Genomic DNA, 25,873 nt, shown 5'->3' with positions numbered 1-25,873 from the left:
GTGCTCCTCAACAGGCTTCGGGCAGTGGTGGTGTGCGTGCGGTGCACAGCAGGGGCGCCCAGGACGCCATGGCCGTGAACGCGTGGGCGCCGCGCGAGACCGCGTCCATCACGACCCGGTCCGGTCGCAGGAGTACGGCGTCCGCCCGTCCCGCGCGGAGCCATGCCGCGAGTCGGCCGTCGTCGCCGAGGTCGGTCGCGAGGACGGTCCGGGCGCCGAGGGCGTCGGCTACCGCCTGGAGGGAAGGGGGTGGTGGCTCGGCCGTCAGGACCGTGAAGGAGTCGCCGAGCAGGGTGTCCAGGCGGGTGCGGTGTTCCCGGGGCCCGGCCGCCGTCACCCACGGCTGCGGGCAGATGCGGCCCACCAGACGGCGGCCCGCCCCGTGGGGTCGGCGGCAGACCAGCGGGCCCGCGGTCAGGGCCGGACTGAGGTCGCGGGCGGCGGCCGTGGTCAGGCCGGGGATGCGGACGGCCGCGTTCAGGGCACGGCGTCGGAGAGCGGCGGCGCCGTCCTGGCCGCCGGTCATCGCCCAGCCCATGGCCACCGCGAGCCGGATCAGGTGGCGGGCGTGCGGCCTGCGTTCGCTCTCGTACGTGTCCAGCAACCGCTCGTCCGCGCCCTGCCGGAGGACAGCGGCGAGCTTCCAGGCCAGGTTGTGGGCGTCCCGCAGGCCCGCGCACAGGCCCTGCCCGATGAACGGCGGGGTGAGGTGGGCCGCGTCGCCGAGGAGGAAGACCCGGCCCCGGCGCCAGCGGTCGGCGATCCGCGCCCGGAAGGTGTACTGAGCCCGGCGCAGCACCTCGAAGTCGGAACCATGCGTGAGGTCCACCCACGGGGCTACCAGTTCCCGCACCTGCTCGTCAGCCGGTTCCGCGTCGTCCCGCAGCCGGAACTCCCAGCGATAGCGGTCCTCGCCGACGCGCATGAACGTCGCCGGACGCCGTGGATCACAGATCTGCTCGACGCCTTCCCAGCAGCGGACCGGGAGGCTCGTGCGGACGTCGACGACGGTCCAGCGTTCCTCGAAGCGCAGGTCCTCCCAGTCGGCGCCGATGGCCTCGCGGGTGAGGCTGTTGGCGCCGTCGCAGCCGAGGACGGCGTCCGCCCGCAGCAGATGTTCGCCTGTGTCGTCGCGGTAGGTCACGCGGACCGGACCGTCGTCGTCCTGCTCGACGCCGACGACCTCCACGCCGCCGCGCAGCTCGCACTCCGGCGTGCCGGCCAGGGCCTCGCGCAGGACCCGCTCCAGCTCGGGCTGGTCGAACATGCTGGTCTGCGGGAAGCCGTGGGCGCCCTGCGCGGTGCGGGGGAACTCGGCCAGCACCCGGTGCCGGGCGTCCAGCAGTCGCAGCCCGCGGGCGGGGCGGGCGATCGCGGCGAACTCCGCCTCGACTCCGGCGGCTTGGAGGATGCGGCGGACCTCGTCGTCGGTGGCGACGGCACGCGGCAGGGGGTAGACGCCGTGGTGGCGTTCGAGGACGACGGTACGCACGCCGCGCCGGGCCAGGAGGAGGGCGGCGGTCACGCCCACGGGTCCGGCTCCGACGATCACCACGGGTACGTCGGCCGAGTTGTGCGGGACGGTCATGTGTGGCTCGCTTCGGGTCTCAGTGCGCGTAGGTCACGGGCGTGCGCTGCTCACCGAGCTCGATGCGCCCGTCCGGCGTCGCGATGGTCGCGGTCACCACGTCGCCGTGGCGCAGGTAGCGGGGGTTCTTCGCCTGGCCCTTGAAGAACGCCTTCCACTTCACCGCGGGCGGCAGCAACGCGGCGATCTTCTCGACGGGCTTCGGCGGGGCCTTCAACGCCGTGCCGCCGGGTGTGCCGGTCAGCAGCAGATCGCCGGGGTCGAGGGTCTGGAACCGGGCCAGCAGGGTGAGCGCCCGCGCCGGACGGACGATCATGTCGGCGAGGGTGCGGTCCTGACGCGGCTCGCCGTTCACCGACAACCTCAGCCGCAGGTCGGGGAGATGGGCGAAGTCCTCCGGTTCCAGCAGGCAGAGGACGGGGCCGGTCGGTGTGAAGGTGGGGTACGACTTGCTCTCGTAGAACTGCGTCCTGGTCAGCTGTACGTCCCGGGCGCTGACGTCGTTGGTGATCACGAGTCCGGCGACGTACGACGGCAGGTCGCGTTCGTCGACGACGGTGCCTACGGGCAGGGGTGCGCCCATGACCAGGCCCAGCTCGATCTCGTAGTCGAGGAGCTTCACGTGCGGCGGGCGGACGATGGTGTCGTGCGGGCCGCTGACCGACCCGGACGCCTTGCGGAAGAAGGCGGGCGGGATGTCGCCGGTGAAGCCCGAATCCCGGGCGTGGCTGCGGTAGTTGACCATCTGGGCGACCACCCGGCAGGGGGTGGTGACCGGGGAGAGGGGCGCCAGGTCGGCGACCGGTGAGCCCGCCTCACCGGAAAGGGCCGCTTCCCGTACGGCCGCCCGGTCGGCCAGCAGTTCGGCCGTGGTGACGGCCTTGGTGTCGACGGGGACGGCGCGGTCGCCGAGGACCACCCACCAGTCGTCGGCGGTGCGCAGGATGTTCGTACTCATGTCGGTGCCTTCATCTCGTGGGCAGGGGTCAGGAGTTCGCGGCCTTCAGCAGGCCCAGCAGGCGTGCCGGGTCCAGCTCGTTGTCGCCCCGCAGGGCCTGGACGACATCGCGGACCCGTTGCGGGGAGGGGCTCGCGCCGAGGAAGTCGCGGGTGGCCGGCGGGCCCCACTGGGCCAGGCCGCTCGTCGACATGGGCGCCCAGCCGGGCTCGATGTCGCAGGAGAACAGGTCGCCGTCGGCGAAGTGCTCCAGCATGAAGCGGTCGGGGTCGCGCCAGTAGTCGAAGAGCTGGCTGCCCTGGATGTGCCGGCCGATGCCCCAGCTGCGCCGGTAGCCGCGCTCGGCCAGGTACTCGCCGCCGGCGGCGATCGAGTCCAGGTCGGTCACCTGGTAGGCGGAGTGGACGTAACCCGTGCCCGGCCCCAGATGCATCGCCAGCGTGTGGTGGTCCACGGCCAGGCCGCCCTGGTCGCAGCGGATGAACGCCATGGTCGGGCCGCGGTCGCGCCGCCCGTCCAGGAAGAGGAAGTCGGACACGATCATGCCGAGCGTGTCGAGGTACCAGTTCAGCGCCCGGGTGAACACGCGGGTCTCCAGGACCACATGGCCGAGCCGCTGGATCCGGGACGGTTCGCGCGGGGGGCGTTGCGTGGCGTTCGTACGGCGATGCTCGGTACCGGAGTTGAGGAGGAGCGGCCGTTGTTCGGGCAGCGGCGGCAGGTCCTCGCCCCAGTGCGCCACGCGTACGGGGAAGCCCGAGGGGTCGAGCAGATCGACCGCCCTGCCGCCGCCGGGCACGTCGGTTTCCCGTACGGCCGTGCCCGTCGCCCGGGCCAGCCGGTCCAGGTCGGCCCGCTCCGCCGCGCGGAAGGCCGGGCCGATGAAGCGGGACGTACGACCGCGCCGGATCACCATGCACGGTGAGCCCGCGAAGGTGCCGCGCAGCCACAGCTCCCGCTCGGTGCGGGAAGCGATGGCGAAGCCGAAGTCCCGGGCGAAGACCTCGGCGCGGTCCAGGTCGGGCTTCTCGAACTCCAGCCAGGCCAGGTCGGCCACCTTGATCACCGGGTTCCGGGAGCGACCGGGGTGCTCGCCGCGCAGGGCGCCCTGCTCGCTGTGGAGGTCCTGATGAGCCGTCTGGGACATGACGTCCTCCAAGCAACATTGCCGTAGTGATGAAATCATCAGCTTTGACTCTTCGATCGTCAATAGGTGTCGTCGAGGATGCTGAGGATTTCGTCAGAACTGTGGCGTCCTGCGGGGTGTTGTTAGACTCGCGCGCATGCCGTCGTCAGCCCCGCCCCGCAACCGCTTCGAACGGCGCCGTGCCGAGACCCGTCAGGCGCTGGTCCGCGCGGCGCGGCAGATCCTCGCCGAGACCGGGGACACCAGCGCGAGCATCCAGCTGATCGCGGAGCGCGCGGACGTCGGTTTCGGCTCCTTCTACAACCACTTCGAGTCGAAGACGGAGCTGTTCGACGCTGCGGTGCGGGACGCGCTCGAAGAGCTCGGCCAGGCCTTCGACGAGCAGCTGCGGGGCGTCGACGACCCGGCGGAACTCGTCGCGACCGGCTTCCGCCTCAGTGCGCGCCTGGCCGACTCCCGGCCCGAGCTGATGCAGGTGCTGCGCCATCGCGGCCTCGGGTACATCCACTCGGAATCGGGCCTGGCGCCGCGTGCGGTGCGCGATCTGGAGGCCGGTATCGCCTCCGGCCGGTTCGCCATCGCCGATCCCACCGTCGCCGTGACCGCCCTGGGCGGCTCGCTGCTGGCGCTGGTGGAGCTGCGGTTCGCCCGGCCGGAGCTCGACGGCGACGAGGCCGCGTCCAACCTGGCCGAGATGCTGCTGTGCATGCTGGGAGTGCCGCCCGAGGACGCCCGTGACGTCGCCCGCCGCCCCCTGCCCGACCTCGACTGACAGGGGCTTGAGCGACATGACCAAATCCGTCGTCCGCGAACCGCTGCGCCGCAACTCCCGTTCCAACCGGGCCCGCATCCTCGCCACCGCCCGGCAGGAGCTCGGCCGGAACCCCGATGTGACCCTGGAGGAGATCGCCCGGGCCGCCGGGGTGGTCCGCCGTACGCTCTTCGGGCATTTCCCGGGGCGCGCTGCCCTGCTGGAGGCGCTCGCCGAGGAGGCGTCCGAGACCCTGCGCGGCATCGCGGCCGGAGTCCCCGACGCCGAGGAGGCGCCGGAGCGGGCCCTGGCCCGGTTCGTCCTGTCGATCTGGCCCGTCGGTGACCGCTACCGGCTGCTCCTCTCCCTCGCCCGCCAGGATCTGGGCGTGCAACGGGTGTCCGAGACCCTCGCCCCGGCCCGCGACCAGGCCACCGCGATCCTGGAGCGCGGCCAGCGCGCGGGCGTGTTCCACGACCATCTGCCGGCGGCGGTACTGAGTGCCGCGCTGGAGGCCGTCACGCTCTCCCTGCTGGAGAGCGTCAACACGGGCGCGTGGGAGGACGACGGGACCAGGACGGCGGTGGCCACGTTGGTCGCCGCCGGGGTGTCGGACGAGGTCGCGACGTCGATCGTCGGGGACGTGGCGTCGGAGATGCGGGCCGAGGCCTCCGACAGCTGATCGGGGCAGTACTGGTGAGTCGTTGACCTGCGTCTGAGGCGGCTCGCTCACGCGGAGGGGCTCGCTGTCCCCGCAGTCACGCGCTTCGCGGAACCCTCCGCTCCCACCGCGATCAGCGCCGCCCTCGCGCTCTGTGTGCCGTCGTCGCTCCACGTGCCGGCGTTCACGCAGTCCAGGAGGGCCAGGAGGAGTTTCTCCAGTGCTCTGCCGAGCGGGACGGGTGGGATGCGCGTGTGGAAGACGCCCTGCCGCTGTCCGCGTTCGATGATCGCCGTCGCCATGTCACGGGCGGGGGCGAGGATTTCGTCGACCTGTGCCGCCCCCAGGTCCTGCGGCGCGAGTCTCAGCAGGATGCGATAGCGGTCGCCGACGGGCCAGAGCGCCAGGACGAAGCGCCGTAGAGCGGTGGCGGCGTCGTCGGGACCGGGGGCCGCCACCGTCGCCAAGGCGTGGCGCAGTGCGTCCGCGGCCTCCGTGGCGAGGCCTTCCACCAGTGCGGACCGGCCGGCGAAGTGGGCGTAGACGGTGCGGCGCACCACCCCGGCGGCCTCGGCGATGTTCGTGAGGCTGCTGTCGGGATCGCGGCCCAGTTCCCGTCCCGCCGCTTCCAGGATGCGGGCCCTTGTGGGGTGGGCCGGTCGGCGTGGGCGGGTCATGGCGGATCGGATCTCCGGTCGACGGTCGGCGGGGGAGGGTGGCTCGATATTTGCACACCAGTGGGCAATAAACTAGTCTGCACATCGATGGGCAAATAACTGCCCCCGTCGCTTCGCCCCCGAGGAGCCTCCGATGCCGCTGCTTGCCGACACGCCCGCCGAGAAGATGACAGCTCCCTATCCACGGCGCTGGTGGGCCCTGCTGGTGCTCTGCCTGAGCCTGCTGATCGTCGTCATGGCGAACACGTCGCTGATCGTGGCGGCGCCGGACATGACGAAGGACCTGGGCCTGACCAGCAGCGACCTGCAGTGGGTCGTCGACGGCTACACCGTCCCGTACGCCGCGCTGATGCTCGTCCTGGGCGCGATCGGCGACAAGTACAGCCGCCGCGGGGCACTGGTCCTCGGTCTGCTGATCTTCGCGGGCGGCTCGGTGATGGGCGGCATGGTCGACGAGACCACCCTGGTCATCACCGCCCGCGCGATCATGGGCATAGGCGCCGCCGTCGTCATGCCGGCCACCCTGTCCCTGCTGGTCGCGATCTTCCCCAGGGCCGAGCGGGCCAAGGCCATCACGGCCTGGAGCGCCACCTCAGGTCTCGCCATCGCCGCCGGGCCGCTCGCCGCGGGCTGGCTGCTGGAGAACCACGCCTGGGGCTCCACCTTCCTGATCAACGTCCCCATCGCGGTCCTCGGCGTCGTCGGCGCCCTGCTTCTCGTACCGCCGTCGAAGGCGGAGCGGATGGGTGCGATCGACTACGTCGGCGGCCTGCTCTCCATCGTCTCCATCGGCTCCCTGGTCTACGCGGCCATCGAGGGCCCGCACTTCGGCTGGGGCACCGGCCCGATCACCGGGGCCGTGGTCGCCGGCGTCGGCCTGCTCGCCTTCGTCGCCTGGGAGCTGCGCCACCCCAACCCCATGCTGGACGTGCGCAAGTTCAGGGAGCGCCCCTTCAGCGGGTCGATGCTCGCGGTGCTGTTCTTCTTCTTCGGCACCTTCGGCTCGATCTACTACTCCACCCAGTTCCTGCAGTTCGTCCTCGGCTACAGCGCGCTGGAGACCGGCGTACGGCTGCTTCCGCTGGCCGGAGCCGTCTTCGCCGGTGCCGCGGTGACCGGCGGGCTGGCCCCGAAGCTGGGCGTCAAGCTGGTGGTGGGGACCGGTATGGCGCTCGGCACCGTGGGCGTCCTGCTGCTCACGCGGATCGAGTCGGGCTCCACGTACACCGACTTCCTGGCGCCGCTGCTGCTGCTCGGCTTCGCGATCGGCCTGAGCCTGTCCCCGGCCACCGACACCATCATGGGCTCCTTCCCCGAGTCGGAGCTGGGTGTCGGCGGCGGCGCCAACGACACCGCCCTGGAACTCGGCGGCGCCCTCGGGATCGCCGTCCTCGGCTCGCTCCTCGCCACCTCCTACAAGGACAAGCTGACCGACCTGGTCGGCGGCCACCTCCCGGCCACCGCGATGGACACCGCCCAGGACTCGGTGGGCGGCGGCCTCGCGGTCGCCCAGCAGGTCGCGAAGACCCCCGACGGCGGCGCCCGGCAGGCCCAGGCCCTCGTCGACGCGGTCCACGAGTCCTTCGCCCACGCCATCGCCCAGACCAGCCTCATCGGCGCCGTCATCATGGCCGCCGGCACCATGATCGTCATCGCCGTGCTGCCCGGCCGCAAGGCCACGGGCAAGCCCGGCGACGACGACCCGGCGGCATCCGACCGGGACGAGGAGTACGCGGAGTCCGCGCAGCGGTAACGGCCCGGCCTACCCCCGCAGGAACCCGGTGAAGGACCTGGCCCACCCCTCGACGGTCTCCCTGGTGAACAGGTCCGTCGAGTACTCGAAGGTGACCGTGACGCGGTCGCCTTCCGGGGCGATCACGACGTACAGCTCGTTGCGGGCCACGCCCTGGACGGGGAGGGCGTGTACGGCCGTCGACACGCCCTGGAGGTCCAGGGCCGGTGGCTCCGTGGTGATCACCGTGAACAGGACCGTCGGGAACAGGGCGCCCTTCAGGTCGGGTGACACCAGGGACACCACATCCGTCAGGGGGAGTTCCTGGTGGTCGAGGGCCGTGAAAAGGGAGGCGCCGAGTTGCGCGACCAGTTCGTCGAAGGTCTCGGCCTCGCCCAGCCGGGCCCGGAGCAGTACGGCATCACCCAGGATGCCGACGATCTCCGAGCGGTCGCGCCGGACGCGGTTCGCGCTGGACGCCGCCAGGACGATGTCGTTCCCCTCGCCGCACAGGTCGCCCAGCCACCTGGCGAACAGGGCCGCCAGCACCGTGTAGGTGGTGGTGCCCAGGCGGGTCGCCGTGTCGGCCAGCAGGGCGGGGGTGTCGTCGTCGATGACCCAGGTGTGCAGGGCGCCCCGGCCGGACAGCGTGCCGGGGTGCGGGTGGTCGTAGGGGAGGGACGGGCGCAGGGGGATGCCTTCGAGCTCCGTGCGCCAGAAGCGTTCCAGGGCTGTCCTGCGTTCGTCCGGCAGGGCGTGTTCCGATCGGGCGAAGTCGGTGAACTGAGATATCTCCATGGGGAGTTGTGGAGTTCTTCCCGCCCGTCGGGCGTTGTACAGCTCCTCCAGGTCGCGCCGGATGACGCCCAGGGACCAGCCGTCGCAGACCGCGTGGTGGAAGACCGTCACCAGGATCCAGTGGTCGGGGGCGACCCTTGCCAGACGGAAGCGGTGCAGCGGGGCTCGGTCCATCGCGAAGGGGGTGGCCACCTGCTCGTCGCACCAGCGGTCCACCGCGTCCGCTGCCGCCCTCGTGAGGTCGGTGAGCGGCAGCGGCACCGGGATCTCCGCCAGGACTTCGACCTCGTGGCGGCCGTCCGGCCTGCGTACCGGGCGGCTGCGCAGGGCGTGATGGCGGGCCACCAGGTCCGTGAGGGCCTGGTGCAGGGCGCCGGGGTCCACATCGCCGCGCAGGTCCATGCGGTGGGCGATGTTGTAGACGCTCGGGTCGGTGCGCGCGTGGTGGCGGCGCCACAGTCGGCGCAGGGTGGACGGCATCGGTGCGGTGTCCACGACACGGGGACGGGTCGCGATGCCCCGGATGGTCGGATCCAGGAAGAAGTCGGCCATCGTGAGGTCGACGCCGGCCTCGTCCCGCATGCGGTTCAGCAGCCTGATCGCGCTCAGGGAGTGGCCGCCGAGTTCGAAGAAGGACGTGGTGACCGGGACCTGGTCCGCGTCCAGTTCCTCGCACCACAGGGCGTGCAGCGTCTTCTCCAGGACCGTGGCCGGTACGGCGGCCGGCGTGTCGTCGGAGCCGTCGCCCGGCTCGGGCAGAGCCGAGCCGTCCAGCTTGCCCGAGGCGTTCACCGGGAGGCGGTCCAGGGGCACCCAGCGGCGGGGCACCAGGTGGTCGGGGAGGCCGGCGGCGAGAGCGCCGCGCAGGGGGTCGAGGCCGGCCGGCGGGTCGGTGGGGACCACGTACGCGACCAGTTCCGTGTCGCCGTGGCGGTCGCGGCGCGTGAGGACCGCCGCGTCCCTGACGGACGGCAGTGCCGTCAACGCCGCCTGGATCTCGCCGGGTTCCACCCGGTAGCCGCGGATCTTGACCTGGTCGTCCGCCCGGCCCAGGTAGTCCAGGGTGCCGTCCGTACGCAGACGGCCCAGGTCGCCCGTGCGGTACAGCACCCCGCCCGTGCCGTCGTCGAGGAAGGCCGCGGCGGTCTCGGCGGGGCGGTCGTGGTAGCCGTACGACACCGGGATCCCGCCCACATGGATCTCGCCGACCGCCCCGACCGGGACCTGCCGGCCCGTGCCGTCCAGCAGCAGGACGCGTGCTCCCGGCACCGGGGTGCCGATCGGCGGCCACTCCTCGCCGTCCGGGTCGACGCGGTGCGAGGTGACGATGACCGAGGTCTCCGTGGGGCCGTACTGGTTGTACAGCGCGCAGTGCGGGTGCGACGCGAGGAAGCGCCGGAACGCGGCCGTGAGCTGGAGGGCCTCGCCGGCCGAGAACAGCTCGCGCAGGGACGGCAGTTGGGGAGCGGTCTCCATCAGGTACTTCAGCGGGGTGCAGGGCATGAACATCCGCTGCACCTCATGGCGGCGCACCGCCTCGGCCACCGCCGCCGGGTCGTGCCGTACGGCGTCGTCGACGAGGACCAGCGCGGCTCCCGAGGCCAGCGTCGTGAAGATCTCCTGCACGCTGACGTCGAACGCCGGTGACGTCCACTGCAGCGTACGCAGGGCCGGGTGGCGGCTCAGATGCCCCTGAACCAGGTTCGCCGGGCCCCGGTGGGGTACGACGACGCCCTTCGGGCGGCCGGTCGAGCCCGAGGTGTGGATGCAGTACGCCGGGTCCTCCGGGCGGGCTCCCTCCGGTACGGGGCCGGTGGGGGGTGTGTCGTCCGTCTGTTCCACCCGCTGGACGGGCAGCCCGGTCGCCAGCTCCGGGTGCGCGGTGAGGGCGGCGTCGGAGGTGAGCAGGACGACGGGTGTGGCGTCGGCGAGCAGCAGTGAGAGACGGGGGGTGGGCAGGGACGGGTCGAGGGGGAGGTAGGCCGCCCCGCTCTTGAGCACCGCGAGCAGGGCCGTGATCAGGTGCGGTCCGCGCGGCAGGAGCACCGCCACCCGTTCCCCGCGTGCCGCGCCCCGGGTCCGGAGCTGCCGGGCGAGGCGGTCGGCCGCCGCGTCCAGATCCGCGTAGGAGAGCCGCTGTTCCCCGCTGATCAGCGCCACGGCGTCCGGGGTGCGGCGGGCCTGCCGCTCGAACAGGCCGTGCAGGGTGCCGGGGGACGCCGCGTCGGTCACGCCGGCCGGGTGTTCCCAGCGGGCCAGGGACTCGCGGTCGGCGGCGGTGAGGGCGGTCAGTTCGGGGAGGGGCGCGTCGGGAGCGGCCAGGGCGCGGCGCAGCACCTGCTCGACGTAGTCCACGAAACGGCGCACCGTGGCCTCGTCGAAGAGGGCCGTGTCGTACTCGACCATGAACCGGACGCCACCCGCGTGATGGGTGAGATAGACGCTCAGGTCGAACGGGGCACGGGCGCTCGGCACGTCGAGCAGGGTGGCCGTCAGACGGGGCGGGTCGAAGAGGGCCTCGCCCTCGTTCTCGTACTCCACCATCACCTGGAACAGCGGATTGCGTCCCGGGTCGCGACGCGGGTTGAGCGCGCCGACCAGCTCGTCGAAGGGCACGCCGCTGTGTTCGTACGCCGAGGTGCTGCTCTCGCGGACCCGGTGCAGCAGGGCCGGGAAGTCCGGGTCTCCGGTGAGGTCCAGGCGCAGCGGCACGGTGTCGAGGAACAGGCCCACATGGTCCTCGGCGCCGGCGGGACGCGCGGCGACCGCGGTACCGATCACCACGTCCCGCTGCCCGCTGAACCGGCCGAGGACCGCGCCGATCGCGCTGGTCAGCGTCATGAAGAGGGTGGCGCGGTGGCGGGCGGCGAAGATCCGCAGACCGTCTACGAGTTCCCCGTCGAGGGCGTGCGTGAGGCTCGCGCCCGCTCCCGACCTGACCGGCGGACGGGGCCGGTCGGTGGGCAGGGCCAGCTCCGGTGCGCCGCCGAGTCGCCGCCGCCAGAAGTCGAGCGACGCGGGATCCGGCTCGGCGGCCGCCGGTGGTTCGGACAGCGGACCCGGCGCGGAACCCCCGCCCCGCCGGGCGCGGTAGCAATCGGCCAGGTCGCGGGCCAGGACGGCCGTGGACGACGAGTCGAAGACGATGTGGTGCGCCATGAGGAAGAGCAGGTGGTGGTCCGGAGACAGACGGAGCAGACGGGCCACGACCAGCGGGCCCGAGGCGAGGTCGAGGCCGTGGTCCGCCGCGAGCGTCGCCCGCAGCGCCTCCTCCTCCGCCGACCCCGTGTGGTCCTCCACCGGGCAGTCCAGCGGCATACGGTCGCGTATCTCCTGGTACGGGACACCGGCCGTGTCACCGAAGACCGTGCGCAGCGCCGGGTGCCGCTCCGCGACGCGCTCCAGCGCCCAGCGCAGGGCCGGTACGTCCAGGGGGCCGTCCAGCCGGATCGCCTTGGGCTCGTGGTACATGGCGGTGCCCGGGTGCAGTTGCTCCAGGAACCAGATCCGGCGCTGGGCGGGAGTGAGGGGGGTGCGGCGGGGCTCGGGCAGGGCTCGCGCTTGCGTCCTGGGCGTTGTCTGCCGCACCCGGTCCAGCACCGGCAGCGCCGCCAGCACCTTCTCCTTCGGTACGCCGAAGTCCACGAAGCAGGCGATCTCGTCCGCTCCGGCGGCCAGCAGCCGCCCTACGGTCTCCGCCGCCGTGTGCTCGTCGCCGATCAGCGCGCGGGAGTCGCAGTAGCGTTCGTAGGCGCGCCCGAGGAGGAACTCCACGTCCTCCTCCGGGGTGTTCTCCAGGTCCACCTGGAAGCCGAGACTGTTGGTGACCTGGTCGAAGAGGGAGAGGGAAGACCGCAGATACGACAGGAACGGCCGGTACGCCTCGGCCCGCGCCCGCTGCGCGTCGTCCTCCAGGTACGTGTGCACGAGCACCACGACCCGCCCCGCCGCCGGGTCCAGACCGTGCTCGGCTCGGCAGCGCCGGTACAGCGCGATGTTCTCGGCCAGCTGCTCCACCGTCTGCGTCATCAGATTGGTGACCACGCCCAGGTCCTCGGCGGCCGCCCGGCGGTAGCTGTCCGGGTTCCCGACGACGGCCACGTACATCGGCGGCCGTTCCTGTACCGGGCGCGGATGCAGGCGGACCTCCACCGGGGTGCCGTCACCCGCCGTCGTCTTCAGCGCCTGCCCCGACCAGAGGTCCCGTACGGCCGCCAGGTGCTCGTACATCACCTCGCGGTGCCGGCCGAAGTGCTGCGGGGCGATCGCGAAGTCGGTGGCGTGCCAGCCGCTCGCGAAACACAGGCCCGCCCGGCCGCCGGAGATGTTGTCGACGACCGACCACTCCTCGGCGACCCGGGCGGGATGGTGCAGCGGCAGCACCACGGAACCTGCGTGCAGCCGGACCCGGCTGGTCCGGGCGGCGAGGGCCGCGGCCAGGACGGAGGGGTTGGGGAAGAGCGCGCCGAAGGAGTTGAAGTGCCGTTCGGGGAACCACAGGGCGTGGAAGCCGTGCTGGTCGGCGAAGTCGGCGGCGGCCATGATCAGGCCGTATTTGTCGTGGTCGGAGTGCTGGGGGTAGTCGCCGAAGAAATAGAGGCTGAAGTCGACGGCTCCTGAGGGGGCGGGCTCGGCAACGAGGCGCGTCGGCACCGGTTCCGGAGCGGCCGGTGCCGTCGTGGTGCGGGGCGCCGGCGCGAGTACGTCCAGCTGGCGGGAGATCATTTCGCCCACCTGGCCCACCAGTTGCTCCGCCAGCCGTAGCTGCTGACCGAACAGCGCGTGGAGGTCCGGGGACGCCTCCTGGGGAGCGGCGGGTGCCGTCGGCGGTTCCTCGGCCACGGGCTCCCGGACCACCGGCGCGTCGCCCCGCAGCCGCGCGACCCGTTCGGCCAGCCGGCGCGGTGTGTCGGCCGAGTCGAACACCTCGCGGACCGGGACACGGACGCCGTACCGCTGTTCCAGCTCGGTCGTCATGCTCATCAGGGAGAGCGAGTCGGCGCCGAGTTCGAAGAAGGAGCTGTCGGGGGTGACGTCGGCGGTCGAGCGGCCCAGCTTGTCCGCCGTCAACCGCCGTATGGCGTCCACGACTTCGTCAGCGCGCGGTTCCGGCCTCTCAGGTGCCGACACCGGCGTCTCGGTTCGGTACGGCACCCTGCTTCGGCGCAGGGGATGCCCCGGGAGCGGCACCCGGCCACCGTCATCGCCGATGAGCGCCCGCCAGTCCAGGTCGGTCCCCCTGCGGTACAGCGAGCCGAGCGCCGTCAGGAACCCCTGGGCCTGCTCGGTGGCCCCGGCCCCTTCGCCCTGCCCGCTGAGCCAGCGGCTGTCGGGAACGCAGTGCCGGCCGAGCCCGGCGAGGGTCCGCCCGGCGCCGGTCTCCACGAAGTCCCGGAACCCCTGCTCGACGGCCGTGTCCATGGCGAGGTCGAAACGGACCGGTTGCCGGGCCTGCCGGCAGAGGTAGTCCACGTCGACCGTCCAGCCCGCCGGGCGCGGCTCGCCGTCGGCCGTGGTCACCAAGGGGGTGTGCAGCGGCCGGTACGTCACCTCGCGCGCCCGGGTCCGGAACTCGTCCAGGGCGCTGTCGACGTCCGCGGAGTGGAACGCCCGGTCGACCGGCAGCGCACGCCACCGCAGGCCGTCCAGGTCGAGCAGCCGTGCCGCCTCCTTCAGGGCCCCCGGCGGGCCCGAGAGCACCTGGGCACGCGGGCCGTTGACCGCGGCGAGTTCCGCACCGGCGGCGTCCGCGACACGTCGGGCGGTGGCCTGGTCGGCCCGGACGGCGAGCATGCCCCCGGCCGGGCAGCGGGCCTGCATGAGGCGCCCGCGCCAGGCGGTGAGTCGCAGCCCGTCCTCCAGGGTCAGGGCGCCGGCCGCGTACAGGGCGGCGTACTCGCCGACGCTGTGGCCGAGCAGGAGACCGGGGCGTATACCGGCAGCCCGCCAGGCGTCGGCCAGCGCCGCCTGATGGGCGAAGAGGGCGGCCTGCGCGGTCTCGGTGGGCCAGATGTCGTCTTCCACAGAGGGACCCACGAGACCGCTGAGACCGGGGGCGGCCAGCAGTGGTTCCAGCAGGCTCCCGCCGAATTCCCCCGCGTAGAGCCTCTCGCACCGGTCGAGCGTGGTCCGTGCCGCCGGGTGTGTGGCGTACAGGCCGCTCGCCATGCCGTGGCGGGCGCTGCCCTGGCCCGGGAAGGCGAAGGCGACCGGGCCCGGAGGGGAGGCCTCGGGGCGGTGGTCCTCCTCCAGCGCGCGGGCGAGTTCGCCGGCCGTGCGGCCGACCACGGCGGTGCGTGCCGCGCGGTGCGGTCTGCCGAGGGCCAGGGTGGCGGCCACGTCGGCGGCCGGGAGGCCGGGCCGGGCCAGTAGCCGGTCGCGGAGCCCGGCCGTGAGCTCGGCGAGGGCCTCGGTGTCGCGAGCCGACACGGGGACCAGGACGGGCCGTTCCTCAGCGGAACGAGGACGAGCGGGCGGGGCCTCCTCCAGCACCACATGGGCGTTGGTGCCGCCGACGCCGAGCGCGCTGACCCCGGCCCGGCGGGGCACACCGTCCGGCACCTCCCAGGGCCGCAGTTCCATGGCCAGCGTCAACGTGCCGTCGGCCAGCGGGAGTTCCGGGTTGGGCCGGTTCAGGTGCGGTGTCGGCACCAGGGTGCGGTGACGCAGCATCAAAACCGTCTTGATGAGCCCGGCCATTCCGGCACAGCTGTCGAGGTGCCCGATGTTGGGCTTCACCGAGCCGACGACACAACCGCCAAAACGGCCCGAGCGCCCCGCGTCCTCGCCCAGCACCCGGGCCAGTGCCGTGAGTTCCACCGGGTCGCCGAGCCGCGTCCCGGTGCCGTGCGCCTCCACGTACGAGATCGTCTCCGCGGGTACGTCGGCCCTGCGCAGGGCCTGCCGTACGACGTCGGCCTGTCCCTCGACTCCGGGGGCGCTGAAGCCGACCTTGGCGGCGCCGTCGTTGTTGACCGCCGAGCCCAGGATCACCGCGTGCACGGTGTCCCCGTCTGCGAGCGCCCGGTCGAGGCGTTTGAGCAGGACGGCGGCCACGCCGTTGCCGCCGACCGTGCCGTCGGCCTCCGCGTCGAAGGCACGGCACCGTCCGGTGGGGGACAGGATCGACCCGGGGTGGCTGTGATAGCCGCTCTCCTGCGGCAGGTGCACGGCCGCGGCGCCCGCCAGCGCCAGGTCCGTGTCACCGGTCAGCAGCGCCTGCACCGCGAGGTGCACCGCGACCAGCGAGGTGGAACAGGCCGTCTGCACACCGATCGCCGGGCCGGTGAGACCGAGCCGGTAGGCGACCCGCGTGGCGAGGAAGTCCGGCTCCTGCCCGATGGCCGTCTGCATTCCGGCGGCCGGGTCGGCCGGGTCGTACGGCGAGCCGGTCGCGGACGGCTGCTGGTGGTCGTAGAGGTTCATGCCCGACCCGGCGAACACCCCGACCCTGACGCCCGGCGCGGTCGCCGCGTGGCCGCCGTCCTCCAGCGCCTGGTGGCAGCACTCCAGGAACAGCCGGTGCGCGGGATGCGTGAGTCCGGCCTCCTTGGGGCTCAGTCCGAAGAAGTCCGTGTCGAACTCCTCGACGCCGTCGAGGACTCCGGCGACGGGCACATGGCCGGAGGGCGTGGGCACGTGGCCGGGGGCCGTGAGCTGCGGCTCGCCGAACACCCGGATGCTGTCCACGCCGTCCCGCAGATTGCCCCAGAACTCCTCCGCCGAGTTCGCGCCGGGGAAGCGCAGCGCCAGTCCGATGACGGCGACCCGTCGCTCGGGGAAGTCCGCGGGGGAGGTGCCCCTGTCGGTGACCGCCACGAGCCGGCTCGGGGCCACGGCGGGGCCCGCGAGATGCGCGGCGAGTGCCGTGGCCGTCGGGTGCTCGAAGAACGCGGTCTGCGCGATCGGCATGCCGAGACGTTCCGCCAGCCGGTTCCGCAGGCGCACCAGCAGGACGGAGGTCAGGCCGAGTTCGTAGAAGGGCACGTCCACGTCGACCGGGCGGCCCAGCACGGCGCCCAGTTCCTCCCGGACGGCTCGGGTCACGGTGTCGGCGTCCGGCCGGGCATCCGGGGCCGTGCCGCCGAAGCCGCCGTCGATCAACCTGCTCTGGAGTTCCGCGCGGCGCACCTTGCCCGCCGGCGTGCGCGGGAACTCGTCCGCCGGCACGGGCAGGACGTACGCGGCGGTGAGCCTGAGGCGCGTGAACAGCGCCGCCTTCAGTTGCGCGGCGATCCTGGTGTCCTCGGGGGCGCCGCGGCTGACGAAGAACACCGCGAGTTCCTCCGTGCCCCGCTCCGGATGCGGAATGCCGCAGGCGGCGATCTCGCCCTGCCGGACGCCGTCGACGGCGGTGGCGGTCTCCTCCACCTCGTGGCAGTACACGTTGTGGCCGTTGAGGATGATCAGGTCCTTGCGCCGGCCCGTGATGACGACCTGGCCGCTGTCGAGGAAGGCGAGATCGCCCGTGTCCAGCCAGTCCCGCCCGGCGGGGTAGGCCGCGGCGTCCGCCTCGGGGTTGTCGACGTAGCCGGGGGTGAGCCGCGCGGGGGAGTGGACCTGGAGCCGGCCGATCCGGCCCGGCGGGGTGAGGTCGCCGTGGTCGTCGACGACGCGCAGGGTGACGCCGTGCGCGGGCGAGCCGGACGCGACGAAGGTGACGCAGTCGGCGTCCGGGGCGTCCGCACCGGCCGGGACCAGGTCCCCGCCCAGGCTGCTCTTGAGCAGGCGGTGCACGGTCCCGGGCCGGTCGAGCCGGCCGTAGGTGACGGCCGTGACCGTCTCGGCCATGCCCCACGCCGGGGTGAGGTGCTCCTCGCGCACCCCGTACGGGGCCGTCGCGTCCAGGAAGCGGCGCAGCACCGGCAGCACGACCCGCTCGCCCCCGCACAGCAGGGACTTGAGGCCGCCCAGGTCCCAGTGGCCGTCGGGCCGCTCGGCGAGCGCGTCCGCGACCAGTCGGTAGGCGAAGGTGGGCGCCCAGCTGTGCCGCGCCCGGTGTTCGTGGAGGAGGTCCAGCCAGCGCAGCGGTTCGGCGAGCACATGCTCGGTGGGCGCGTGGACGTTGGTGCAGCCGGTGAAGACCGCGAGCAGGTGGTAGAGCAGGAAGGCGCCGCTGTGGTCGACCGGCAGCCAGTTCACCATGGTGTCGTCCGGGCGGACGTCGAGGATCCGCCGGCTGCTCGCCGCGAAGTCGGCGAGTCCGGCGTGCGTCAGCCGCGCCGCCTTCGGTACGCCGGTGCTGCCCGAGGACAGCATCAGCAGGGCGGTGTCGGACGGGTCCGGCTCGACGTGGTCGTCGTGGTCGTCGTGGCCGTCCGTGTGCGGCGCGTTCAGGCAGTCCCCGGCGAGGGCGACGCGCGGTGCGGGCGTGGCGTGGGCGAGCGCGGCGGCACCGGGCGCGTCGGTCAGGACCAGTGGCCGGTCGAGTAACGCGCAGGCCTGCCGCAGGCGTTCGAAGGCCGGGGAGCCCGGCGCGGGATGCTCGGCGATGGCCACCGGCAGGGCACCGCCGAGCACACAGGCCCAGAAGGCGGGGAAGAACTCGGCGAGCGGCAGCCCGCACAGCACCACCGTGTCGCCGCGCCGCAGCCCGTGGGCCCGCAGGCCGGTGAGCATACGGCGGGCCGCGTCCAGCAGTTCGGGATACGACCGCGAGGTGGTCGTGCCGTCGGCGGCGACGGTGACGACGGCACCGCCGGAGGCGGACCGGGCCGCGCTCAGCAGCGCCCGCACGGCGTCGGCCGGATCGGCCTCGGTGCGCTCGGGCTCAGGACCCTGGCAGAGGGCGTGCCCCCGTAGACGTTCCATGCGTTTCCTCTCCCTTTTCCCCGCTGGTGGACGATCGGTCTGACCGGCCCTGGTCTCTACGCGCGTCGCGCCGCCGGACGGTGAGCAGCAGCAGGATCAGCGCCCCGCACGCCGCCGCCCCGTGGAAGACGCCCACGACGGCGAGCGCGGGCAGGGCCTCGAGCGCGGCCGCGGCGGCGATCGTGCCCAGGGCGAACCCGGACTGCTCGGCGGTGGCGGACAGTCCGAACAGCCGGCCGCGCTGCCGGTCGGGGGCCGCCTGGAGGCGCGAGGTGTAGACGATCTCGGTCCAGCCGTCCGCGAACCCGGCCGCCACGGCCGCCGCGATCAGGGCCGGGGCGGGCGGTCCGGTGAACGCGGCCACGAAGCAGAACGACATCGCGCAGGTGCCGAGGGCGAACGCGCGCTCGCCCCAGGACGCCCCGTGCGACCGGCGTTTGAGGACCTGGTGGGCGAGCAGGGTGCCCACGGCCCACGCCGCCCAGAACCGGGCCATGAACACCGCAGGATCGGACGGCTCGGCCGCGTGCGCCGCCAGCGGCAGGGCGACGTTGTGCGACGCGGACGCCAGCGCGTCGAGCCCCCGCAGCGCGATCAGGCCGAGCAACGGGCCCGCGAGGCCCGCCACTCGGCGCCGCAGCCGCCCACCACGCCCCGGCGAGGACCCGTCCCCGCCGTCTTCCGTGGCGCCCGCGTCGCCGCCGGTGTCGCTCTCGCCGTCACTGTCCGTACGCGGCCGGAGCATCAGCACCGCGGCGGCGGACACCGCGAAGCTCGCGGCGTTGACCCCGAACGCGACACCGAAACCGCCGAGCGAGACGACCGGCGCGGCCGACGCGAAGCCCAGCACCGTGGCGACGGACCGGGCCGTGACCAGTACCCCGTTCGCCCGGGCGCGGTCGTCCTGCCCGACCATGACCGGAACCGCGCTGCGCAGGGCGACGTTGAAGAACGTGTTCCCCGCGCCCAGCACCACCACCGCCCCGAGCAGCACCCACAGCGGCGTGCGCGAGGCCCAGAGGGCGAGCACCACCATGGCGAGGGTCTGGGCGAGGTCCGTCGCCACCATGACGGTCCGGCGCGTGAGCCTCGCGGTCACGGCCCCGGCGGTGAGACCTGCCGTGACACCGGACAGCAGCCGCACGGCCATCACCGCACCCACGCCCAGGGCGCTACCGGTGACCTCGTACGAGAACAGGCTGAGCGCGATCAGATTCAGGTAGGTCCCGTAGGCCGACACGGCGTGCGCGACCACCAGGGACCGGAACCTCCAGTCCACCCCCGTCACCAAACTCCTCAACCCGGCAGGGCCAGGATTCGGCCGCTCGGCATATTCGTTCGCAGCGTAGCCCGACGAAGGGGCGGGGGCGGGGTGTTGTCGAGTATCGGGTGATCAGCGCGGTGCCGGCGGCGACCGAGGACGTCAGCCCGGCGAGGCCAGCGACCGCTCCGTCACCCGCTTCAGATGCCGGGCGAACACCTCGCGCGCCTCCGGCGTCAGGGTCCGCAGGGCCACCAGGGCCGTGATCACCACGTCGCACAGTTCCGACTGGACGTCGTCCCAGTCGTGGGTCACGCCCTTGCGCGGGTTCTGGCCGGTCGCGCCGATCACCGCCTCGGCGACCTCCCCGACCTCCTCGGAGAGCTTCAGGATGCGCAGGAGCACGCCCTCGCGGCCCTCGACGGGGCGCTTGGTGTCGAGCCACTCCCACAGGGTGTCGATGGCGGCCCACAGATCGGGTCCGGGCGCTGTCTGATCGTTCATGGGGCGGCAGCCTGCCACGAGGGTCTGACAACGCCCGATCCGCCGCCCTACTCCAGGTATTCCTCGTCGAACAGCGGGTCCTGCTCGCCTTCCTTCGCCTTCCGCAGCCGCTTGGTGCGCGCCCCCACGACCAGCACGGTCCCGGCCGCCGTCGCGGCGAACGCCGCCGGAATCATCCAGCTCCGGTTCACCGCGTGCCCGAGCAGATGGTCCAGGGAGAGCCGGCCGGGGCCGGTGACGGCCAGGCCGGCGGCCGTCAGGCCCAGCGTGGCCGCGTACTCGTAGCCGCCGCCCTGGTTGAAGAACCCGTTCGGTGTGTGCACCGCGGCCGCCCCCGCCATCGCACCGGCCGCCGCGGCACCGGCCGCCGGAGTGGCCAGGCCCAGGGCCAGCAGCGTGCCGCCGCCGGTCTCCGCGAGGCCCGCCGCCGTCGCGCTCACCTTGCCCGGGACGTAGCCGACGGCCTCCATGAACTGCCCGGTGCCCTCGAGGCCGCCCCCGCCGAACCAGCCGAACAGCTTCTGCGTGCCGTGGGCGGCCAGCACACCGCCCGTCCCCAGCCGGAGCAGCAGCAGGCCCAGATCACGTCGGTCGTAACGGCTCACGTCGTCTCCCGGAGCGGACAGCACAGCGAAGGAGTGTTCCTCGTCGTGTCTCCACCCTCGCACCCCTGACCTCCCGCGACACCCGGCGGAGCCGCCGGGGACGCCGTTCGGGTGGCACGGGTGGCGTGGCCCGCCGACCGGTACGAGGCTGACTGGCATGACGATTCAGACCACGCGCCTCAGCGACCCGGCCGTCCGCGCCTTCGTGACCGCCGTGAACAACCACGACCGCGAGAGCTTCATGGAGCTCCTCGCGCCGGGCGCGACCATGGCGGACGACGGCTCCGACCGGGACCTCGCCGACTGGGTGGACCGGGAGATCTTCCTGTCCCACGGCCATATGCAGGTCGACAGCGAGTCCAACGACGGCCGCTCCCTCGTCGCCCACTACAACAACGACACCTGGGGCGAGATGCGCACCCGGTGGAGCTTCACGGTCGACGACGACGGCAGGATCTCCCGCTTCGAGACCGGGCAGGCCTGAAAGCCCCTGCGCGAGGTCTTGTCTTCGCGTGGGCTCCAACTCATAGCGTCCCCGGGCATGGACACCACACGCACACTGGGACGCAGCGGCATCGAGGTGAGCGCCCTGGGCTTCGGCTGCTGGGCGATCGGCGGGGAGTGGCAGGCGGCCGACGGGCTGCCGCTGGGCTGGGGGAAGGTCGACGACGAGGAGTCGGTACGGGCGGTGCGGCACGCCCTCGACCTGGGCGTCACCTTCTTCGACACGGCCGACAACTACGGCACCGGGCACAGCGAACGCGTGCTGGGCCGGGCCCTCGGCAAGCGCAGGACCGACGTGGTCGTCGCCACCAAGTGGGGCTACCTCTTCGACGAGCGGACCCGCACCGCCAGCGGCCACGACGACTCCCCGGCCCACCTGCGCCGCGCGCTGACCGCGTCCCTGCGCCGCCTCGACACGGACTACGTGGACCTGTACCAGTTCCACATCGGGGACGCCGCCCCGGAGCGGGCCGCACGGCTCCGCGACACCTGCGAGGACCTGGTGCGCGAAGGGCTGATCCGCGCCTATGCCTGGAGCACCGACGACCCGGCCCGCGCCGCCGTGTTCGCCGAGGGCCCGCACTGCGCCGCCGTCCAGCACGCCCTCAACGTCCTCCAGGACGCGCCCGACATGCTCCGGCTGTGCGAGGAGGCGGGCCTGGCCAGCATCAACCGCAGTCCCCTCGCCATGGGGCTGCTCACCGGTAAGCGCCGGGCCCACCAGCCGCTGGAGAGCGGGGACATCCGCAGCAGGCCGCCGGCCTGGCTCCAGGGGTTCGGTGACGGATCAGGCGCCGACCCCGAGTGGCTCGCCCGCGTCGAGGCCGTCCGCTCCATCCTCACCAGTGAGGGCCGGACCCTGGCCCAGGGCGCCCTGGCCTGGCTGTGGGCCCGCAGCCCCGCCACCGTCCCCATCCCGGGCTTCCGCTCGGTCGCGCAGGCGGAGGAGAACGCGGGAGCGATGGCGAAGGGAGCACTGACCGGCGGGCAACTGGCCGAGATCGACCAGCTGCTCGGGCGGTAGCCGCCGTCGATTTACGCGGCAGTCGTTCCACGCACCGGTGCGTACCCCGCGGTCCCTCGCGGGGTCCACCCCCACCCGGACCGTGGAACGACTGCCGCCTCCCCCCAGAAGGTGGCCGATGGAAGCTCTTTGCTCCAAGTGTGAAGCTTTGGTGTAGAAGAGTTGAGCATAAGCGCCCTACCGGCCGCAATAGTACGGACGTTGCAATTCCGCTTGTGCAGGTTGACGAGTTGACGACCGTGGGTCCGGCGCTCAGCCGCGCCCGATGTACGGCATCGCCGTGGCGAGGACGGTCGCGAACTGCACGTTCGCCTCCAGCGGCAGCTCCGCCATGTGCCGCACCGTGCGGGCCACATCGGCGACGTCCATCACCGGTTCCGGAGCCACCTCCCCGTTCGCCTGAAGCGCTCCCGTCTGCATACGGGACGTCATGTCCGTCGCCGCGTTGCCGATGTCGATCTGCCCCACCGCGATCCCGTACGGCCGCCCGTCCAGCGACAGCGCCTTGGTCAGGCCGGTCAGCGCGTGCTTGGTCGCGGTGTAGGCCACCGAGTGCGGCCGGGGGGTGTGTGCCGAGATGGACCCGTTGTTGATGATCCGCCCGCCCCGCGGGTCCTGCTCCTTCATCTGCCGGTACGCCGCCTGCGCGCACAGGAACGCCCCGTTGAGATTCGTGTCCACCACATGCCGCCACGCGTCGTAGGGCAGCTCCTCGACCGGAACGCCGCCGGGCCCGAACGTGCCCGCGTTGTTGAACAGCAGGTCGACCCGCCCGAAGCGCTCGACGGCGGCGGAGAAGAGGGCGGACACGTCCTCGGGCCGTGAGACGTCCGTCCGTACGGCGAGAGCCGCGTCCTCGGGCGCCAGGGCCGCCGTCTCCTCCAGTGTCTCCACGCGCCGGCCCGCCAGCGCCACCGACCAGCCCGCGCGGAGCAGTTCCACGGCCACCGCCCGGCCGATACCGGAACCCGCCCCGGTCACCACCGCGACTGCATTTTCCTTGGCATTCATGGGCCCGCAGCGTACGGGAGGCCCCGCCATGCGGAACTCATCCGTCCGTCACGTGCGTGCGGTGTACACGTCGTCCGGGTGTCGACCCCGGCCACTCCAATGCCCTGTGCAGCCATTCGCCAGGGGAGGACCGGATGACACCCGCAGCACGCCCGTCCCAGCACGCCCCCGAACTCCGCGCGGCCGCCCGGCACATCGGCCGACGCGGCTTCCTCACCACCACCGGGGCCGCCGCCGCGCTGGCCTTCGCGACCAGTCTGCCCTCGGCCGGAGTCGCGGCCGCCGCCGAACTCGACGCCGCGCGGATCACCGAGAACCCGTTCACGTTGGGCGTCGGCTCCGGCGACCCGCTGCCCGGCTCCGTGATCCTGTGGACCCGCCTCGCACCCGCCCCGTTCCAGGCCGACAGCGGACTGCCCGCCGAGCGCGTCACCGTCCAGTGGGAGCTGGCCCACGACGAGCGGTTCCGCCGCATCGCCCGGCGCGGCACCGTCACCGCGCACCCCGAGTTCCACCACACCGTCCACGTCGAGGCGGGCCACCTGGAAGCCGGCCGCGTCTACTACTACCGCTTCCGCGTCGGCCGTTGGGTCAGCCCGGCCGGCCGCACCCGCACCGCCCCGGACCCCGGCAGCCGCGTCTCGGAGCTCACCCTCGCCGCCGTCTCCTGCCAGGCCTACCACGACGGCTACTACACGCCGTACGCCCATCTCGCCGCCGACGACGTCGACCTCGTCTTCCACCTCGGCGACTACCTCTACGAGTACGCCGTCGACTCCGCCGGCGGGCAGCGCAAGTACACCGACCGCACCCTGCCCGATCTCTTCAACCGCGAGACGCTGACCCTGGACGACTACCGCCTGCGGTACGCCCTCTACAAGTCCGACCCCGACCTGAGCGCCGCACACGCCGCGCACCCCTTCGTCGTCACCTGGGACGACCACGAGACCGAGAACAACTACGCCGACGAGATCCCCGAGAACGACGTCCCGCCGGAGGAGTTCCTGCTGCGCCGCGCCGCCGCCTACCGGGCCTACTGGGAGAACCAGCCGCTGCGCAGCCCGCAGCGCCCCGCCGGACCGGACATGCGGCTCTACCGACGCCTGACCTGGGGCCGGCTCGCCCAGTTCGACGTCCTGGACACCCGCCAGTACCGCTCCGACCAGGCCTACGGCGACCAGGCGCACGTCCCGGGACCCGAGTCCGACGACCCGGCGCGCACCATGACCGGCGCGACGCAGGAACGGTGGCTGCTCGACGGCTGGCGCTCCTCGCGGGCGCTGTGGAACGTCGTACCGCAGCAGGTCCTGTTCGCCCGGCGGCACATGGACGCGACCACCCCGTCCCGAGTGTCGATGGACGCCTGGGACGGCTACAGCGCCTCACGCCGGCGCGTCCTCGACGGGGCGAAGGCCGCCGGTGTCGAGAACCTGATGGTGCTCAGCGGCGACGTCCACTCGGCGTACGCCTTCGACATCAAGGACGACTTCGCCGACCAGTCCTCGGCCACGCTCGGCACGGAGATCGTGGCGACCTCGATCTCCAGCGGCCGGGACGGCGCCGACAAGCCCCCGACCTGGGACACCTACATGTCCGCCAACCCGCATCTGAGGTTCTTCAACGGACGGCGCGGCTATGTGACGGTCGCGCTGGGGCGGGAGTCGGCGCGGGCCGACTTCAAGACCGTGCCGTACGTGACCACGCAGGGGGCGCCCGTCACGACGGCCGCGTCCTTCGTGACGGAGGTGGGGGAGCAGGGGCTCAAGCCGGCGTGAGGCGCGGCTCGCCCGTCTCATCGGGGGACTCGCCCGTCTCGCCGGGGTAGCGGACGCCGACGCGCTCCCGGATCGCGTCGAGCGTCCGCATCACGGCGAGCGTGCCGTCGAGCGGGACGAGCGGCGACTCGGTCTCGCCGGCGCGCACGGCGCGCATCACCTCGGCGGCCTCGTGGCGCAGGCTGTTGCGGGGCCCGTCCGCCGGACCGGCCGTGAACTCCTCGGCGTCACGGCCGTCCCGGTGCAGCACGAAACGGTCCGGGAAGAAGAACCCGTCCGGGACGTCGATACGGCCCTGCGAGCCGGTGACCGAGGCGGAGGTCGCCGTACCGCCGACGATGGAGCAGTGCACCGAGCCAAGAGCGCCGCTCTCCCAGGAGAGCAGGGCTCCGGTCTGGAGGTCGACGCCCTCCTCGGAGAGCACCGCTCGCGCCGCGATGTCCGACGGCTCCCCGAGCAGCAGCTGAGCGAACGACACCGGATACACGCCGAGATCGAGCAGCGCGCCCCCGCCCAGCTCCGGGTTCCGCAGCCGGTGCGAGGGCGGGAACGGTCCGGCCAGCCCGAAATCGGCCTGCACGCTGCGCACTTCGCCGATCGCGCCGTCGTCCACCAGCGACTTCAGCCGCCGCACCAGCGGATTGCAGTACATCCACATCGCCTCCATCAGGAAGCGCCCGTGCTCCCGCGCCAGCGCGACGAGTTCCGCCGCCTCGCCGACGTTCAGCGTGAACGGCTTCTCGCACAGCACGTTCCGCCCGGCCGCCAGACACAGACCGGCGGCGGTCCGGTGCGCCGTGTGCGGTGTGGCGACGTACACGACATCGATGTCCTCGTCCCGCGCGAGCGCGTTCCAGTCGCCGTACGCCCGGGGTATCCCGAACCGCTCCGCGAACGCCTTCGCCGACTCCTCGGACCGTGACGCCACCGCCACGACCTCCGCGTCCGGCAGGTCGATCAGATCCGCCGTGAACGCGGCCGCGATCCCACCGGTCGCCAGGATGCCCCACCGCACCGTGTCCGCCGTCATTACCGCCCCGCCTTCACCTTGTGACCCCGAGCAGTCC

At 72.9% G+C, this 25,873-nt stretch carries 16 protein-coding genes; 6 read left to right on the top strand and 10 right to left on the bottom strand.

Features of this window, described 5'->3' with window-relative positions; translation table 11 throughout:
• Positions 1-7: 7 nt before the first annotated feature.
• From OHU35_RS12385 to OHU35_RS12375, 3 genes are read right to left on the bottom strand one after another with little or no spacing between them, the layout of a single operon-like run.
• Complete coding sequence (locus OHU35_RS12385; RefSeq protein ID WP_405505309.1) at positions 8-1,588, bottom strand: bifunctional 3-(3-hydroxy-phenyl)propionate/3-hydroxycinnamic acid hydroxylase; 1,581 nt, start codon at positions 1,586-1,588, stop codon at positions 8-10.
• Positions 1,589-1,607: 19 nt separating this feature from the next.
• Positions 1,608-2,546 carry a fumarylacetoacetate hydrolase family protein gene (locus OHU35_RS12380; RefSeq protein ID WP_405505308.1) on the bottom strand — a complete coding sequence of 313 codons (939 nt, stop codon included), beginning with the start codon at positions 2,544-2,546 and terminating at the stop codon, positions 1,608-1,610.
• 28 nt (positions 2,547-2,574) lie between these two features.
• Positions 2,575-3,693 (bottom strand): VOC family protein, encoded by a 1,119-nt coding sequence (locus tag OHU35_RS12375; protein ID WP_405505307.1) that lies wholly within the window; start codon positions 3,691-3,693, stop codon positions 2,575-2,577.
• A 136-nt stretch (positions 3,694-3,829) separates the two neighbouring features.
• On the opposite strand from OHU35_RS12375, the gene OHU35_RS12370 reads away from it, so the two are divergent.
• Entirely contained in the window at positions 3,830-4,465 is a 636-nt protein-coding gene (locus OHU35_RS12370) for a TetR/AcrR family transcriptional regulator (protein ID WP_405505306.1), read from the top strand.
• Positions 4,466-4,481: 16 nt separating this feature from the next.
• Positions 4,482-5,126: a TetR/AcrR family transcriptional regulator gene (locus OHU35_RS12365; protein ID WP_405505305.1), complete on the top strand. Its 645-nt coding sequence runs from the start codon at positions 4,482-4,484 to the stop codon at positions 5,124-5,126.
• A gap of 47 nt (positions 5,127-5,173) precedes the next feature.
• Here OHU35_RS12365 and OHU35_RS12360 read toward each other — a convergent pair whose 3' ends face one another.
• Positions 5,174-5,782, bottom strand: coding sequence for a TetR/AcrR family transcriptional regulator (locus OHU35_RS12360; protein WP_405505304.1), 609 nt, complete (start codon positions 5,780-5,782; stop codon positions 5,174-5,176).
• 133 nt (positions 5,783-5,915) lie between these two features.
• Here OHU35_RS12360 and OHU35_RS12355 point away from each other — a divergent pair, with 133 nt between their 5' ends.
• A complete protein-coding gene (locus tag OHU35_RS12355; RefSeq protein WP_405505303.1) occupies positions 5,916-7,535 on the top strand; it encodes an MFS transporter in 1,620 nt (539 codons plus the stop codon).
• A gap of 9 nt (positions 7,536-7,544) precedes the next feature.
• Here the strand turns inward: OHU35_RS12355 and OHU35_RS12350 are convergent, their stop codons facing one another.
• The 4 genes from OHU35_RS12350 to OHU35_RS12335 form a co-directional block, all read right to left on the bottom strand.
• Positions 7,545-18,122 (bottom strand): amino acid adenylation domain-containing protein, encoded by a 10,578-nt coding sequence (locus OHU35_RS12350; protein WP_405505302.1) that lies wholly within the window; start codon positions 18,120-18,122, stop codon positions 7,545-7,547.
• Complete coding sequence (locus OHU35_RS12345) at positions 18,082-19,410, bottom strand: MFS transporter (protein ID WP_405505301.1); 1,329 nt, start codon at positions 19,408-19,410, stop codon at positions 18,082-18,084. The genes OHU35_RS12350 and OHU35_RS12345 overlap by 41 nt, the downstream gene beginning before the upstream one ends.
• 135 nt (positions 19,411-19,545) lie before the next feature.
• Positions 19,546-19,887, bottom strand: coding sequence for a MazG-like family protein (locus OHU35_RS12340; protein WP_189724717.1), 342 nt, complete (start codon positions 19,885-19,887; stop codon positions 19,546-19,548).
• Between the two features lie 47 nt (positions 19,888-19,934).
• The gene (locus OHU35_RS12335) at positions 19,935-20,492 is read right to left on the bottom strand and encodes a DoxX family protein (protein ID WP_189724716.1); all 558 of its coding nucleotides are present in this window, start codon (positions 20,490-20,492) and stop codon (positions 19,935-19,937) included.
• A gap of 157 nt (positions 20,493-20,649) precedes the next feature.
• On the opposite strand from OHU35_RS12335, the gene OHU35_RS12330 reads away from it, so the two are divergent.
• The gene (locus OHU35_RS12330; protein WP_189724715.1) at positions 20,650-20,976 is read left to right on the top strand and encodes a nuclear transport factor 2 family protein; all 327 of its coding nucleotides are present in this window, start codon (positions 20,650-20,652) and stop codon (positions 20,974-20,976) included.
• A 57-nt stretch (positions 20,977-21,033) separates the two neighbouring features.
• Positions 21,034-22,020 carry an aldo/keto reductase gene (locus OHU35_RS12325; protein ID WP_189724714.1) on the top strand — a complete coding sequence of 329 codons (987 nt, stop codon included), beginning with the start codon at positions 21,034-21,036 and terminating at the stop codon, positions 22,018-22,020.
• Positions 22,021-22,272: 252 nt separating this feature from the next.
• On the opposite strand, the gene OHU35_RS12320 is transcribed toward OHU35_RS12325, so the two are convergent.
• Positions 22,273-23,031, bottom strand: coding sequence for an SDR family oxidoreductase (locus tag OHU35_RS12320; protein ID WP_405505300.1), 759 nt, complete (start codon positions 23,029-23,031; stop codon positions 22,273-22,275).
• 134 nt (positions 23,032-23,165) lie between these two features.
• Between OHU35_RS12320 and OHU35_RS12315 the strand changes: the two genes are divergently transcribed.
• On the top strand, positions 23,166-24,806 hold the full coding sequence (locus OHU35_RS12315) for an alkaline phosphatase D family protein (RefSeq protein WP_405505299.1): 1,641 nt from the start codon (positions 23,166-23,168) through the stop codon (positions 24,804-24,806).
• On the opposite strand, the gene OHU35_RS12310 is transcribed toward OHU35_RS12315, so the two are convergent.
• Positions 24,793-25,836 carry a Gfo/Idh/MocA family oxidoreductase gene (locus OHU35_RS12310; RefSeq protein ID WP_359896377.1) on the bottom strand — a complete coding sequence of 348 codons (1,044 nt, stop codon included), beginning with the start codon at positions 25,834-25,836 and terminating at the stop codon, positions 24,793-24,795. The two genes, OHU35_RS12315 and OHU35_RS12310, sit on opposite strands and share 14 nt — an antisense overlap.
• Between the last annotated feature and the right edge of the window lie 37 nt (positions 25,837-25,873).

It is taken from the genome of Streptomyces purpurascens (assembly GCF_045040895.1).
Taxonomy (GTDB): domain Bacteria; phylum Actinomycetota; class Actinomycetes; order Streptomycetales; family Streptomycetaceae; genus Streptomyces; species Streptomyces purpurascens.
This window is presented reverse-complemented; position numbering and strand designations above follow the sequence as displayed.